Here is a 14,981-nt window from a genome sequence, read left to right as displayed (position 1 = left end):
CCGTTTTCAGTATCGAACCGTGCTTTACTGCCTGAATATTGTTTGAACGGGTGCAGCTCTCCAAGGTAAACATAACCTCCGACAACAAGGCTGGCTGATGCTTTCCTGAAAACTTCGACGAGGTTTTCTATATGCTCCAATATGAGACTGAAGGTAATTAAATCAAAAGTGGCGTCGATAAAGTCCCAAGAGTGGTTTATATCTGCCTGATGAAAATCAACCCTGTCTGATTTTACCTTCTCTCTTGCTTTTCGCAGCATTGATTCCGACAGATCGACAGACATTACCCGATCCGCTTGTGTACATAACCACTCCGTGTTCTTGCCAGTTCCACACCCGATTTCGACACATTTTTTAAACGAAATTTCGGAAAGTATCTGCTTGATAGCTTTGCCTTCTAAATCGCGTGTTCTATTGATACAGGTATCATAGGTTCCCGACCAGATATCATAGGCATTCTGGGTATCCATATCTTTTCCTTTATGCCCAAATATAAGAATTGATCTAGTAATTATGCTTAAAATAACAGGTCCGGACCAACCGAAAAGTTGATTTTCAGAATCTTTTCTTTACAGCCGAAACTGTGCGGGGTCATGAAAAAGTTGCAGAACAGAGCGCATAATATATTGGAATTCAGTATACTAATTAATTATATTTGGTAACAACGCATTACATTCCCTCAATTTCAACACATAAATATCATCACAATGAAGAAAAACTATTTCATTATCGTGGCAGCGATCACCGTTATGGGACTTGCTGCTGCTACAATCCGCTCAGACAGTGCGCTGAATGGTTTTGTCAAAGGTACCCCCGCCATAAAATCCGTAAGCTCGCTTACATTTGGGCCGGAGGGAGTTTTATTCATTGGAGACTCCCAAGGCGCGATTGTTTATGCTATTGACACGAAAGATTCGAAGCGTAGTTCTCAAGCTCAAGCCCCAGATATTCAAAATATCGATCAGAAGATTGCCGCTTCGTTAGGAACAACTCCTGAGAAAATCATTATTACTGACATGGTTGTAAATCCACTTTCTAAAAAGATTTATTTTTCTGTTCAAAATAGCGATGGCACCCCTGTTATCCTTCGCCTTGAAAACGGCAAACTTCATTCAGTGCCCTTACAAGATATTTCTTACTCCTCGCTGGCCTTAAATAATGTCCCGGCAGAAGATGCGAAAGACCAGAGAGGAAGATCTATGCGGGTAGCAGCAATCTCTGATATCGCTTACACGGATGGTAAGTTAATGCTCAGTGGTATTTCTAATCAGGAATTTGCTTCTACATTTCGCGTTATCCCCTATCCTTTTAACACTAAACAAGAATCATCTTCTCTTGAGATTTACCACGCCGCACATGGCAGATTCGAAACAAATGCACCAATACGGACATTTACCACCTCGATGATTAACGGGAAAAATCACCTTATTGCCAGTTATACGTGTACTCCTCTGGTTGTTTTTGCGCTTAATGATCTCAAACCCGGGACTCACGTTAAAGGCCGCACAGTAGCAGAAATGGGAAATGGTAATACTCCTGTGGATATACTGACGCTAAGCGATGACGGGGAAAAATATTTGCTAATGGCTAATTCAAGTCGCCCTGCAACGAAACTGAAACATAAGGATATCGAGTCGTTCGAGGGTTCCCTGACAGAAAAAGCTACTTCCACATATGCAGGGGTTCCTTTCGAAGTTTCTTCACGTAAAAACGTTAGCCAAATGGATAAGCTCGATGATAAACGCATTGTTCTGATTCAAAAAAACAGCGCTGGAAGTATTGATCTTTTAACAATTAATGGGAAAGATCTATAGTCTTACTTCATCGGCAAAAACCAGGTTGCACATCTTGTGTACCCTGGTTTTTTTTGCTGCGATAATCTCGGCATGCAATAGCAGTTCTGGACAGAAGGGATTATCTATTATTAAAGACCGGGAAACTTACTCAGCAGTATTTATTCCCTTCGATTCAATACCAGGGGTCGATAAAAACAGGCTTGAGAGAGAAATTATCGTAAAACTAGAGGGAAGTCGAGAAAATATGCTTGGCCGATATACGGTTAACAACGATGGAGTGATCTTTAAACCTCTTATCGGTCTAACGCCGGGAAATACATATCAGGTAGTTTTCAAAGGAAGAGCCTTAACAAACCTCACTGTCCCTCAAGTCAAGAATAGTGGTGCTACGAAACTAACGGCTATTTACCCTTCTGCTGATACGCTGCCGGAGAATCTACTAAAGATTTATTTGAAATTTTCCAAGCCTATGCGTAGAGGGGTTTCTGGTCAGTATTTAAGCATGCTAAATGAGAAAGGTGATACTCTGAAAAATATCTTTCTCAACCTTGATTCCGAACTATGGGATGAAGAAGGAAGACAACTTACTGTATGGCTGGATCCCGGGCGAATCAAACGTGGCCTTCAGCCAAACGAACGGGACGGCAATCCTCTGCAGAAAGGAAGTGTATACACATTTGCTGTTTCAACAGAATGGACCGATCTTCAAGGTGCAAAGCTGAACAAGCCTTACACCAAGAAATTCGTCGCTGTGGCTAAAGATATACAGTCACCAGACCCGTCAACGTGGATAATAAAGATTCCAAAGTCAAGCTCAAGACAAGCCTTATCGATTTCCTTCCCCGAGGCATTAGACTTTGCCTTGCTCTACAATACCATTTCAATTGTGCAGCCGGGCGGCCACACTTTTAATGGAGAAATGAAAGTAAATAACAAGGAGCACTCCTTGTTATTTTACCCTAAAACTAATTGGAAGCGGGGAACCTATCATTTTAAAATAGATTCGAAGCTTGAAGACCTTGCGGGAAACAACTTAAACCGTCTTTTTGACCGGGATCTAATGAAAGATCAGAACCCGGTTGCTAAAGACAGATACTACACAAGGCAATTCATTGTTGACTAAAATCGCTGAATGCGGTTTTCCTAGAAATCAAACATATCATCTAAAAACGACTTCTTCTTTTTTTGAGGATGAGTACGATTATAATCGTCGCTTTGTCTGTTATAATCGTATTTCTTTACGTCTGACTCGTAGTTCTCACGTTTAGAATAATGTTCAGCGGATCTCTCCGTTATCTTTTCCAATTCGCCACGGTCAAGCCAGACCCCCCGGCAGTCGGGGCAATAATCAATTTCTATCCCTTTTTTATCAGCAATTAGTAATGTGGTTTGGCAATTTGGACACTTCATATTCTACTATTGTTTATTTGTTTAAAGATAAGATCTGTGATGATATCAAATCAGTAATTTAATCATCCGTTTAACTTATCGCTTTGAAGATATCCGAATCCATGAAGGGCTGGCTTCTCAGGCGTTTACCCGTAGCCTTAAAAATTGCATTCGCGACCGCTCCGCCAGTTGGAGGAAGCGCCGGTTCACCCAATCCTGTTGGATCGATCCCGTTATCCACAAAATGAGCTTCAACTTCCGGAATCTCTTTCATTCTAATCAAGCGGTAAGTATTAAAGTTTCTCTGTTCAGCAGCACCGTCTTTAAAACTAAGTTTGCTATACATTGCATGACCAAATCCATCTACAACTCCACCCATCACCTGCTGGCGGGCTCCGCCAAGGTTTACCACCTGGCCACAATCGGAAACCGCGTATATTTTTTTCACTACCGGCATTCCACCCTGCATAACGACGTCCGCTACTTGCGCAACATAAGAAGCATGTGAGTAATATACACTGAAACCCTGGGATACATTTTTATTCTTACCCCATGCCGACTTTTCTGCCGCAAGTTTAATAACTCCGATCATCCTATCGATATCGTAACGCATTTCCCCCACTGGCTTCGCTTTCGCTCTTTCGAGGAGTTCAAGCCTGAATGCCACCGGGTCTTTACCTGCAGCCTGTGCCACTTCATCGAGAAAAGATTGTTCGGCGTAAGCAAGAAAATTTGTAATAGGTGCACGCCATGCCCCTGTTGTAATTGGCGATTTATGGTCTACAGAATCTATTAGCAAATTATCAACCGAGCCCGAAGGGAAGTTATGTTCGCGTGTTGAGTTTCCGGCATTAATACCTACTCCTCTTAATTTATAACCAACCATATTACCTGCAGCATCCAATGCTGCTTCGAAACGATAACGTACTGCGGGACGATAAACACCTCCTAACATATCGTCCTCCTTAGTCCATATCAATTTTATTGGCGCTTTCATGATACTCGACAATTCAGCAGCTTCCAAAACGTAGTCATTCTGCAAACGTCTTCCAAAACCACCACCTAGTCGTGTAAGTTGAAGGGTAATTTTGTCTTCCGGAACTTTCAGAAGCTGGGAAACTTGAGTTCGTGCCCTGGCAGGTGTTTGAGTTGGACCTACCAGTTCAATACCATCTTCTTTCACATGGGCAAAGAAGTTCATGGGCTCCATAGGGCTATGAGAAAGGAAAGGGCATTGATACTCGGATTTAATAATTTTTGCAGCATTTTTAAATGCATTGTCCACATCTCCGTCCTTACGGCGTACAGTTGCCGTTCCTGTGTCCATTAAAGATAAAAATAACTTATTATGATCGTCAGTGCTTTCAATCGCACCGTCCTTTTCGTACTCTATTTTAAGAAGTTTTCTTGCTTTTAAAACCTGCCAGGTCGACTTACCCACCACGGCCACATTGTTTTTAAAACTCACTACATCGATGATACCGGGCATCGCTTTTGCAGCAGCAACATCTACCGATTTTAATTTCATCCCAAATGATTCGGGTCTTTGAATCATCGCGAAAAGCATACCTTCACGGTAAACATCAAGGCCAAAAAGCGGCTTTCCGGTAACGATATCCTTATTCGCAACGTTTCTTACACGCGTTCCAATAAGCTTAAAATCTTTTCTGTCTTTTAACTTTACATCAGTTGGTACAGCTATTTTAGATGCATCTTCCGCGAGGTCGCCATATCCCAGCTTTTTACCTGAAGCTTTATGGCTTACAAAGCCCATGGAAGCAATACAATCATCTGCAGAAACTCCCCATTTCTGGGCAGCAGCCTGAACCAACATAGCTTTGGCTGTTGCCCCGGCAGTCCTTAAAAGTTTCCACGAGTGCGGAACTGCACCGCTACCTCCAGTTAACTGCCGATCAAACTTGCTGTCGAGATTAGCCTGCAAAACCTTTACTTTCGTCCAATCAGCTTCAAGTTCCTCGGCTACGACCATTGGAAAAGAAGTCAGGATATTTTGCCCAAGTTCTGGATTAGGCGACATAATAGTCACAACTCCATCAGTAGCTATAGACAGGTAACTGTTAAATCCGATATTTCCGGCTGCCATAGCGGAATCTGAAACGATAACCGGTGCAGCCTCAACATTCAACCAGTTAAATCCAAGTACCAGTCCACCGCTGGTGATCGCAGTCATTTTTAAAAAATCACGCCTGCTGCTTTTAGTTATATTTTCCATATGCTTAAGCTTTAGTACTTGCCAGTTTAACTGCTTCGCGGATGCGATGGTACGCACCGCAGCGACAAATATTTGTATGCATAGTGTTAGCTATTTCTTCGTCTGAAGGTTTGGGATTTTTCTGAAGCAATGCTGCTGCTGACATAATCTGGCCAGCCTGACAATACCCGCATTGAGCAACATCAATTTCGTCCCATGCCAGCTGCAGTGGGTGGTCACCTTTTTCGGATAGCCCCTCGATGGTTATAACAGGTGAATCCCCTACTGCCGAAACCGGAAATACGCATGAAGGTACAGCCGATCCATTGATATGCACCATGCATGCACCACATTGGGCGATACCACAACCATATTTTGTGCCGACCAGCCCAAAATTATCGCGTAGTACCCATAAGAGAGGAGTATCTGGTTCAACATCCGCCTGGAGTGTTTTGCCATTGATTTTAAGTTTGTAAGTGGCCATAAGATTGCTTTTAATCGAACTAAAATAAATAATTTTTTTTATATTCATTTGTAACATAAATAAATCAGAATCGTTGAACCGCAGATCAATGCCTGTTAAACCCTTCACCGGAACTTTTGGAAGACCTGAACTTATCCATTTATTGAAGCGGTCGCTTTTCGGTGTAAAGAAATTAGATATCTCAATTTATTCGGGTAAAACACTGAATGAAGTCGTAAATAGTCTTTTAGGCAATGAGATGAGCTTTATACCTCCGGTTAATAACTACAATGACGCTAACCTTTCCGACCCCACTGTGGCCGAAGGCCAAGCCTGGATCAATGCCCCGTATGGAAACGGAACTATAAATTCAAGACGAATAGGTTCTTTCACATCGTGGTGGACAGGGATGATGCTTGAACAAGCCCCCACTTTACGTGAAAAAATGGTCCTTTTCTGGCATAATCACTTTGCTACTGAAACAGGAAGCGTTGGAGATGCAAGGTATTCTTATAAGACCAACGCCTTGTTCCGTACCCATTGTTTCGGAAACTTCCGTGAACTGGTTAAACTTGTAAGCCTTGACCCGGGTATGCTCCGGTACCTTAATGGGTATCTCAATACCAAAACCGCCCCGGATGAAAACTATGCGAGGGAATTGCAGGAGCTTTTTACATTGGGCAAAGGGCCGGGTTCGGGATATAATGAATCAGATGTAAAAGCGGCTGCGAAAGTTTTGACGGGATACCGGCTCGATGCTAATGCGATAAGTTCAGTTTTTGATGCTACGAGGCACGACGCTACGGACAAGCAATTTTCGTCGTTCTACAATAATGCCATCATTAAGGGACAAACCGGATTTAATGGCTCTAAAGAGCTAGATGATATGCTTAATATGATTTTCCTTCAAAACGAAGTAAGCTTATATATCTGCCGCCGTCTTTACCGGTTTTTTATCTATTACGATATCACGCCAGCGATAGAAAGTTCGTTTATAGCTCCTCTGGCCGAACTATTCAGGCAGAGCAATTATGAGATCAAGCCTGTACTGCAAGCCTTGTTCAGCAGTGAGCATTTCTTCTTAACCCAGAACAGAGGATGCATGATCAAGAGTCCTCTGGACTTCACGGTGGGTTTATGCCGGGAATTTGAAATCACTTTTCCAGTTAAAGGAGATTATGTTAATCAGTACTATATGTGGGCTTATATTAAAAGTCAGGCTGCTGCTTTCCAGCAGGATGTTGGCGATCCACCAGATGTCTCGGGCTGGCCTGCATATTATCAGGAGCCTCAATTTTATGAGCTATGGATTAATTCCGATACCATCTCAAAAAGAAATGTTTTTACAGATCGTTTTATCGCAAGCGGTTATACACGTAATAATCAAAAAATAGTTATCGATCCGATAGCCTATGCTTCCAAATTTGTAAATCCAGGGGATCCAAATGCACTGATTAATGAAGCGCTGGAGCAATTATACAGTATAGATGTGTCAACAACGACTAAAAACTTCCTGAAAAGCATCCTTTTAAGTAATCAGACAATGGATTATTATTGGACGAGTGCCTGGACAGATCATAAAAATGATCCGGGAAATGTGTCAAAGAAAAATATTGTGAACAGCCGTTTGGTATCCATGTTCAAGTACATGATGAACCTTGCAGAATATCAGCTATCATGAAAAGGAGAGATTTTCTGGCAAAGGCTATTCCAGCTGGGGTTGTGTTACCCTCCCTGATAAACGGATTATCTTTCAAAGCATTCGGGGCATCTCCTTTGATTTCTGCACTAACTGCAGCCGGGGAAGAATCAGACCATGTCCTTGTGCTAATCCAGATGAACGGCGGAAACGACGGGCTAAATACGGTTGTTCCGCTGGATCAATACTCCCACCTCTTCAAGGCAAGGTCCAATATAATTTTGCCTGAAAAGAAAATTATCAGGCTTGGAAACTATAATACGGGCCTGCATCCATCAATGCAGGGGCTAAATGCTTTGTATAAAGAAGGCAAATTAAGTGTTATACAATCAGTAGGTTATCCTCAGCCCAGCTTCAGCCACTTCAGGGCAACCGACATCTGGCTTACAGCTTCAGATTCAAACCAGGTAATTAATACCGGTTGGACGGGTAGGTATCTTGATCAGGAGTTTAAAGGGTACCCGCTAGGTTATCCAACTACCACAATGCCCGATCCCCTTGCAATCCAGATTGGTTCGTTTATTTCACCTGCTTTCCAGGGGCCTTCTGTCGGTATGGGAATGGCTATTTCGGACCCCGTTAACTTTTATAACCTAATTAATGGCATTCAGGACCCTGCTCCTAACACGAATGCGGGGAAAGAGTTAACCTATATTCGGCAGGTTTCTCAGCAAACCCAGCAATACGCAAATGTTATAAAGGCAGCTGCTGCAAAGGTCAAATTACAAGGCACTTATCCCACAGGAAACTCACTTGCAGACCAGTTGAAAATCGTATCGCGATTGATTGCCGGAGGATTGAAAACTCGAATTTACATGGTTAACATTGGTGGGTTTGATACTCATTCCGGACAGGCTAATTCCAGTGCAACAGAAACCGGGGTTCATGCTAATTTGCTTTTAAAAGTTAGTGATGCGATAAAAGCCTTTATGGACGATCTTAAGCTGCAAAGTGCGTCTAAGAGAGTGATCGGCATGACCTTCTCTGAGTTTGGCAGAAGGATACAGTCCAATTCAAGTGGTGGAACTGATCATGGTGCAGCCGCTCCTTTGTTCTTGTTTGGGGATTACGTAGAAAATGGAGTACTCGGAAAAAACCCGACGATTCCAGGCAATGTAAACACGAACGACAATCTTCCGATGCAATACGATTTTCGTTCCGTGTACGCATCAATCCTCGAAAAATGGTTTTGCGTTCCAAGTGCAACGCTTGAAGCTGTCATGCTCAAAAACTTTCAGAGCCTGCCGATCATCAGCAGCAGAGCCGGATGCAATAGCAATTTATTAGCGACGCTTAATGCGGAGAATGAACGGATTTTAATCTCAAATTATCCAAACCCATTCCAGTCATATACCAATATCACATACAAGTCGAAAGGTGGCCATGTTCTTATACAGATATTCGATATTCAGGGGCGCTTGATGGGGACAGTTTTAGATCAGGTGACACAAGCTGGCGAATTTTCATTTACTCTTGACACTCCCTCCTATATCCCCGGCTTATATTATGCAAGACTGCAAAACCAGGAACTGCAGCAAGTGCGGACGATGATGGTAGCCAGGTAAAGCCTCAGCTTATGCTAAAAGCTGGGGGTGTTTAATTTTTATAGATTTCAGTTTACGGTATAAGTCATCCGAGTTAAAGGGCTTATTGATATAATCATTCATGCCCGCATCCCGAATCTTAACACAGAGGTCACTCGACACCGAAGCAGTCAGTGCTAATATAGGAACGCAGGACTTCGACTTATCCGGCATATTCCTAATCAGCTTCGATGTAGCATAACCATCTAAAAGGGGCATATGGATATCCATCAGGATTACATCAAAATAACACGCTTCGACTTTATCAATGGCCTCATAACCATTAGAAGCAAATTCAGGCTCACTATTCCAATTAGAAAAAATCTTTTTTATAAGCAGGCTATTAATTGGATTATCTTCAACTACGAGAACTTTTAAATTCCCTAGGTCGTATTCAACTTTCCTATCCAGCAATAACGCTTCGTTTATTTCACCTGCGGTTAAGAAGGTTATTTCAAAAAAGAATTCCGAGCCCTCACCTACATTGCTTTTCAAAATGATATCGCTGTTGAATAATTTCAACAAGCGTTTGACGATTGTAAGACCTAAGCCAGTTCCGCCGAATTTACGGGTTGTACTAGAAGATGCCTGGGTAAATGCATCGAAAATAAGTTGCTGCTGTTGTTTTTCGATACCAATACCACTGTCTGCTACAGAAAATTGTACTTTGATAGAGTCTGAGTTGCTTTCAATCACACTTAAACTTAAGGTAACAGATCCTATGTGTGTGAATTTTATCGCATTAGCCAGAAGATTGTGTATGACTTGAGTGAGTCTTGTGGGATCAGAAAACACCTGATGTGCTTTAATAGAATCGTCTATATTAACCACGAGGTCCAACCCCTTATCTTCTGCCTGGAAACGCATGCCTGAACATATATCGTTTACCAATGCGTACAGATTAATGTTGATAGTCTCCAGACTCAGCTTATCTGATTCCAATTTATTGAAATCCAGAATATCCTTTATCAGCATGTGCAGATTCATTGCTGAGAAATTAACAATCTTAAGATTATCTAATTGTTCTTCGTTGTAAGGTGAGTTCATTAATAATTGAGTCATACCGATCACAGAGTTTAGCGGTGTCCTCAGTTCATGCGACATGGTAGATAAAAAATCAGCTTTTGATTGAACTGCCTGGTTCGCGTCTCGAACTGCCTGTTGTAATTGCTTATTTAACAGTTCCTTCTCTACAACATTCTTATTCAAAGCTTGATAGTAAAGAAAATGGGCGACGACGATCGTCAAGAAATTCAGTATGACAATAATTTCATAGGCAGGGGAAGCAAGCTCAACTGGCTTGATGTTACTTAAGTAGATTCCCTCACTGAATGCCATCAACACTATAATTGGCAATACACTTACGAAGGAGTATAACATTGCCCCACGCCAATTGAGTAGATAAAAGCTACTCAGAATAACGGTTACGACTACCTGGATAGTAATAATATTTATTGATTGTGCTGTAAGGAATACATTTGTCCAGCTAAGTGATAAACCCGCCCAAATCATTACAAGCCCTACTTTATGTGCATAGCGTTTATCAATCAATAGAATCTTGAGCAGAAAAATGAAAAGTACAAGGAAGATTATCACCCGTGTAACCTGCAAATCCTGATTATGTACCCATCCAGCAGGCAGAGCAACAGCACACTTTAACAGGGTAAAAATAATAATAGCGAATATGATGCTAATCCGCGCTTTATTTAGATTATCCGGTTCGGAATCCAATACTTTGGTTAAAGACCAGTTAAAAAGAGATAGAGTTGGTTTCATTTCGATTCCTAAATATAATAATTAAACCAGGAATTAAGAAAGTTACTCTCGCATAACATTTTTTTTTATTTCTTACGAACTCCTGCCTAATCTACCAAGAAAGATCAGAAGGTTTGCGAGAAAAACTAATTAGGTCGCCTTTTAGAGTAAAGGAATTCATTGATTTATTGACCAGAGTGGAGCATCCAAACAGAATTTTTTGAATATGACATATTGACATATTCTGAAAAACACCCTGTTACAATTGTATTTAAATAAATAAAAATCAAACATATACACATTTTATATAAACAGTTAGTATATATTTGACAAGATTCGCATAAGCCAAAAATTATTGCCAGATTTGAAGGAGATGGTACACAAAACCCGTTATCCCCTCCACTGTATTTCCACGCCTTGCTTAGTGATGAATTCCTGAAATTTTGCAAGGTTTTCCTTATTCTCTCTAATTTGATAAGGCACCAATCGATTTTTAAGCCCGTAGGCCACCAGCATCCCCACGGCTTCACCAATGCTCCACTCGACAGGATGAAGCCTGTAACAACCATTTGTAATGTGCGTAGTACCGATATTCTTGCAAGCTGGCAATAGATTTTCCATACGCTTAGGCAGAAGTGCACCTAAAGGGATCTGAAATGGCAAAGAGGCAAAATCAATATAATTTTGGTTAAGGCTGCTTGGATGCAAATCGATATGATAGTAACCAATTCCAACGCTATCATAGAAATGAGCAGCTTTTTTACCGGCCTCTGCACCTGCCACGTTCACCCGGTTAGCCTGGCCTACATGTTCTTCAAGAACCGTGAAATGGGATTTGATTCGCCTTGCTTCCCGTATATAGGGGTATTTGGCGAGTCCGTCTTCCGTTCCCATAATATCTTTCCTCAAACGCAAACCCGGCCAACCCTGTTTTCCGTCAGGCCGGGGTGCCTCCGTTTGAAGCCAGTGAAAAAGCGATAAACTTAATTGTTTGGCTCGATTAACGTGGTGATCAAACTCCTTTTGTGTGACTCCAACCAGGTTGCCAAGCATGTAATCATTTTGAGGCCAGTTGACGGTAGAGATATCTCCGGCATAAGCACCTTTTTCAAAATTGTCCCTGGCCAGGATACGCCTGTAATTCCAAAGATTCAAATTAGGACTGGTAGAGCTGCCGTCCGGATTAAATCCCAGAGGTTTTTTCTCCAGAGTTCTAGGATTTGAATAGCTTAAATCCAATAAGTTCCCAGACCATGGAGGGGTCATTTCGGGCACAAGGTTCTTCCAGAAATCATATTCAGCAGGTTTGTTGCCTACATTATTTGTTCCCGGAACATAATCCATGGCAAAGCACACGGTAAAAGCCTGATGGTTATCCGGATCCCCTTTCTCCGGCGCGTGCAGCTCTCGTGTTTCTTTACGGGATTCAGTACCGGTGACAAACTCCGTACTGGTTATTGGCAATAGATCACCCATTTCGGTGGCATCCACAAAGTAGGGTGCGTTAACTATTATTTCATTGCCACTTCGAAGGCTGGCAATTTTCAGGGCTTTAACCTTGTTTCCAGCACATTCAGCCGATTTGACTTTGTGCTCGGTCAATAGAGTTAATTTGCCAGAACTTATATATGGAGCGAGCATCTCATTTAAAACTGCAAGTGAGACCCGCGGTTCATGGCTTAACTCAGACACTGCGGCATTTCCTGGGTTAAAGCGTTCCTTAGCTTTTTCTTGAGATGTAATGGGGTAAAACCTTTTATAATAGTTTCTTACGGCTGTTCGGTATTGACGATAAGATTCAGGCGCACCATGTGTTTCAATCCACATATGCTCATCTGGAGGGACTCCCTGAGAGGTGAGCTGCCCTCCTATCCAATCCGTTTCTTCGGTCATTATAACTGATAATCCGTTACGAAGAGCTGCTAGTGCTGTGGCACATCCTCCCACACCGCCACCTGCAATAATAAGATCCGCACTTAATTCGGAACCTCTCTTAACCTGGCTTGAATATCCGGTATGCCCGCCGCTTGCCGGAAGGCCCATCGCCGCAAGGCCAGTGGCTCCGATTGTTGTCAGAGCGATAAAATTTCTCCTTCTCATATTGCTATAGATTTAGGTTTTTGACCTTATATACCGAAAAACAATTTAACGGTAGCAGATCACTGGAAGCATAAAGCAATGCTACCGAATCTTGAATCTATTAAAAAGGATATCCAATTGCAAGGTTGAAGACCAGATTATCTTTCCTCCATTGCTTATCCGCGAAATTGATATCACCTAAAACCATTCGGCTTCCTTCAGGCAGCCAAGGCTTTCTGATTGGAAAGGCAAGGTCTGTACGCAGAACCAGAAATGTAAGATCGAATCGAAGCCCAAGTCCTGCATCCACAGCGAGTTCTTTTAGAAAGTCTTTGCTGAACTTGACTCCCGGACGTGCAAAAGGGCCGGTTTCTTCACGCTGCAACCAGATATTCCCAGCATCCATAAAAACCGCCCCTTTAACTATTCCAGCGATTTTGGGGCGATATTCGGCATTGAACTCCAGCTTAATATCTCCAGACTGGTCGGCAGAAATTTCACCCCGGTCGATATTTGGATCACGATAGGTTCCCGGACCAAGCGTACGGGCTCTAAAGCCCCTTAAACTATTCGTACCCCCGATAAAAAACTGTTTTATATATGGCAAAGAAACTGAGTTTCCAAAGGAATGGCCATACCCTGCAATAAACCGTGTGGCCAGTTGTGAACCAAGTCCTAATTTCAGGTAATGCCGAAAGTCATTATCAAGACGGAAGTATTGGGACATAGGGGTATTAATGATACTGTTTATGCCAGGTATTACACCTGATAGATCAACATTCCCATTGTAATAGAATGTATGGGTCTTATTGGTCTCCATACTATTAGTGAAGTTGAAATTGTAGTTGGGTCCAACAATAAACTGCTTTTCAATTGCATGCCTCAGTGTGGGATTAAAGTTTGCAATTGAATCGTAGGAACGTGAAACATTTGTTGGCTGCACATAATTAACTGCTAATAAATTCAAACGATGTTCCTTGGTTACACTTTCTTTCCAGGAATAACCAAAGGATGTACGGAGTGATGTCAGGGTGTAATTCTGTGGACGATTTAGGAAGTCGTAACCTAACTGGATCCTCGTGCGAGGCATGAATGCGCTATTGGATTTCAGTTTAAAAGGACTTATAAATCTTGGTATCGAGAGATTTGCTTCGGCACCATACCTAAATATATTATTAAAACTTTTGCTTGCTGCAGATACCTGAACATCCGTTGAAACATATGCTGAAACCGTCAGCAGTTCCGCTGCTCTGAATGTATTCCGGTTCTTCCAACTTACAGTAAATTCTGAACCATTAAAATTCGCAGAATTTGAACGAGCAGTAACTTCCGCCCTTAAAGATTTCCTTTGATAAGGGGTCAATTGATAATAAACATCTAAGCTGGGATTGGAAAGGGTGTCGACCTCAACAAATCTGTTTTTAACGAACCTGAATGTCCCGAGGTTGACCATTCGGTTTAAAGAAAGGTTGTGGTCTGTTCGGTTATAAACATCATCTTTTCTAAAAAACATGGCGCGCTCAAAAACGGATGGCTTGAACATTTTTTCCGGATCGATTACGTGGAAGTCTCCAAACACAACAGCACTATCCTTACTCAAACTGGTGCTATCATTGATCTTATAATTCGGGTAAATAAAGATATCGTTTATGGAATATATACGGCGGGCCTTCTCTGACGTGGTCTTTTTGATATTCACATACATATCAACCTTATGTACATTATTTGTGCTGTCTACTTGCACGAGGATATCACCTGGGCCAAAAAAGTAAAACCCCTGCTCTTTTAATGATGCATCGATCCGGGTACGCTCTGCTTTTATAGCATCCAGGCTATAAGGATCACCTGGTTTTAAAAATGAATTTGCTGCAGTGCCCGACACAGCACTTCCCAATTCGGAACTATCAGTCGTAAATTTCACGCTGTTAATCATATACTGCGGCCCTGCCGTCGCATGATAAATGAGCTTTACTTTTTTATCGCCCTTAAAGGCAGTATCTACCGT

Annotated in this window: 11 protein-coding genes; 4 read left to right on the top strand and 7 right to left on the bottom strand. The window is 42.0% G+C overall.

Annotated features, from left to right (window positions below):
- On the bottom strand, window positions 1-470 hold a 470-nt coding region (locus WBJ10_RS05620; RefSeq protein ID WP_424288551.1), incomplete at its 3' end, for a class I SAM-dependent methyltransferase.
- Between the two features lie 237 nt (window positions 471-707).
- On the opposite strand from WBJ10_RS05620, the gene WBJ10_RS05615 reads away from it, so the two are divergent.
- Together WBJ10_RS05615 and WBJ10_RS05610 are read left to right on the top strand one after the other, a co-directional pair.
- Window positions 708-1,814, top strand: a complete 1,107-nt coding sequence (locus WBJ10_RS05615; protein WP_424288550.1) for a hypothetical protein — start codon at window positions 708-710, stop codon at window positions 1,812-1,814.
- A complete protein-coding gene (locus WBJ10_RS05610; RefSeq protein WP_424288549.1) occupies window positions 1,798-2,919 on the top strand; it encodes an Ig-like domain-containing protein in 1,122 nt (373 codons plus the stop codon). The genes WBJ10_RS05615 and WBJ10_RS05610 overlap by 17 nt, the downstream gene beginning before the upstream one ends.
- Before the next feature lie 20 nt (window positions 2,920-2,939).
- Here the strand turns inward: WBJ10_RS05610 and WBJ10_RS05605 are convergent, their stop codons facing one another.
- The 3 genes from WBJ10_RS05605 to WBJ10_RS05595 form a co-directional block, all read right to left on the bottom strand.
- Entirely contained in the window at window positions 2,940-3,206 is a 267-nt protein-coding gene (locus WBJ10_RS05605; protein ID WP_424288548.1) for a zf-TFIIB domain-containing protein, read from the bottom strand.
- Window positions 3,207-3,276: 70 nt separating this feature from the next.
- The gene (locus WBJ10_RS05600; RefSeq protein ID WP_424288547.1) at window positions 3,277-5,418 is read right to left on the bottom strand and encodes a molybdopterin cofactor-binding domain-containing protein; all 2,142 of its coding nucleotides are present in this window, start codon (window positions 5,416-5,418) and stop codon (window positions 3,277-3,279) included.
- A 4-nt stretch (window positions 5,419-5,422) separates the two neighbouring features.
- The gene (locus WBJ10_RS05595; RefSeq protein WP_424288546.1) at window positions 5,423-5,881 is read right to left on the bottom strand and encodes a (2Fe-2S)-binding protein; all 459 of its coding nucleotides are present in this window, start codon (window positions 5,879-5,881) and stop codon (window positions 5,423-5,425) included.
- A gap of 88 nt (window positions 5,882-5,969) precedes the next feature.
- Here WBJ10_RS05595 and WBJ10_RS05590 point away from each other — a divergent pair, with 88 nt between their 5' ends.
- The gene (locus WBJ10_RS05590) at window positions 5,970-7,541 is read left to right on the top strand and encodes a DUF1800 domain-containing protein (RefSeq protein ID WP_424288545.1); all 1,572 of its coding nucleotides are present in this window, start codon (window positions 5,970-5,972) and stop codon (window positions 7,539-7,541) included.
- Window positions 7,538-9,124 carry a DUF1501 domain-containing protein gene (locus WBJ10_RS05585; protein WP_424288544.1) on the top strand — a complete coding sequence of 529 codons (1,587 nt, stop codon included), beginning with the start codon at window positions 7,538-7,540 and terminating at the stop codon, window positions 9,122-9,124. Before WBJ10_RS05590 ends, WBJ10_RS05585 begins: the two co-directional genes overlap by 4 nt.
- Before the next feature lie 9 nt (window positions 9,125-9,133).
- Here the strand turns inward: WBJ10_RS05585 and WBJ10_RS05580 are convergent, their stop codons facing one another.
- The 3 genes from WBJ10_RS05580 to WBJ10_RS05570 form a co-directional block, all read right to left on the bottom strand.
- Entirely contained in the window at window positions 9,134-10,918 is a 1,785-nt protein-coding gene (locus WBJ10_RS05580; protein ID WP_424288543.1) for an ATP-binding protein, read from the bottom strand.
- 369 nt (window positions 10,919-11,287) lie between these two features.
- Window positions 11,288-12,997 (bottom strand): FAD-dependent oxidoreductase, encoded by a 1,710-nt coding sequence (locus WBJ10_RS05575; RefSeq protein WP_424288542.1) that lies wholly within the window; start codon window positions 12,995-12,997, stop codon window positions 11,288-11,290.
- A 100-nt stretch (window positions 12,998-13,097) separates the two neighbouring features.
- On the bottom strand, window positions 13,098-14,981 hold a 1,884-nt coding region (locus WBJ10_RS05570), incomplete at its 5' end, for a BamA/TamA family outer membrane protein (RefSeq protein ID WP_424288541.1).

It is taken from the genome of Daejeonella sp., from assembly GCF_049655485.1.
Taxonomy (GTDB): Bacteria; Bacteroidota; Bacteroidia; order Sphingobacteriales; family Sphingobacteriaceae; genus Daejeonella.
The sequence above is the reverse complement of the archived record's forward strand: the minus strand, read 5'-3'. Positions and strand labels throughout refer to the sequence as shown.

What these genes read in the sequence shown, in the direction of transcription:
- WBJ10_RS05580 (WP_424288543.1), bottom strand. Translation starts at nt 10,918, where the DNA reads ATGAAACCAACTCTATCTCTTTTTAACTGGTCTTTAACCAAAGTATTG.
- WBJ10_RS05590 (WP_424288545.1), top strand. Translation starts at nt 5,970, where the DNA reads ATGCCTGTTAAACCCTTCACCGGAACTTTTGGAAGACCTGAACTTATC.
- WBJ10_RS05595 (WP_424288546.1), bottom strand. Translation starts at nt 5,881, where the DNA reads ATGGCCACTTACAAACTTAAAATCAATGGCAAAACACTCCAGGCGGAT.
- WBJ10_RS05615 (WP_424288550.1), top strand. Translation starts at nt 708, where the DNA reads ATGAAGAAAAACTATTTCATTATCGTGGCAGCGATCACCGTTATGGGA.
- WBJ10_RS05585 (WP_424288544.1), top strand. Translation starts at nt 7,538, where the DNA reads ATGAAAAGGAGAGATTTTCTGGCAAAGGCTATTCCAGCTGGGGTTGTG.
- WBJ10_RS05575 (WP_424288542.1), bottom strand. Translation starts at nt 12,997, where the DNA reads ATGAGAAGGAGAAATTTTATCGCTCTGACAACAATCGGAGCCACTGGC.
- WBJ10_RS05610 (WP_424288549.1), top strand. Translation starts at nt 1,798, where the DNA reads ATGGGAAAGATCTATAGTCTTACTTCATCGGCAAAAACCAGGTTGCAC.
- WBJ10_RS05600 (WP_424288547.1), bottom strand. Translation starts at nt 5,418, where the DNA reads ATGGAAAATATAACTAAAAGCAGCAGGCGTGATTTTTTAAAAATGACT.
- WBJ10_RS05605 (WP_424288548.1), bottom strand. Translation starts at nt 3,206, where the DNA reads ATGAAGTGTCCAAATTGCCAAACCACATTACTAATTGCTGATAAAAAA.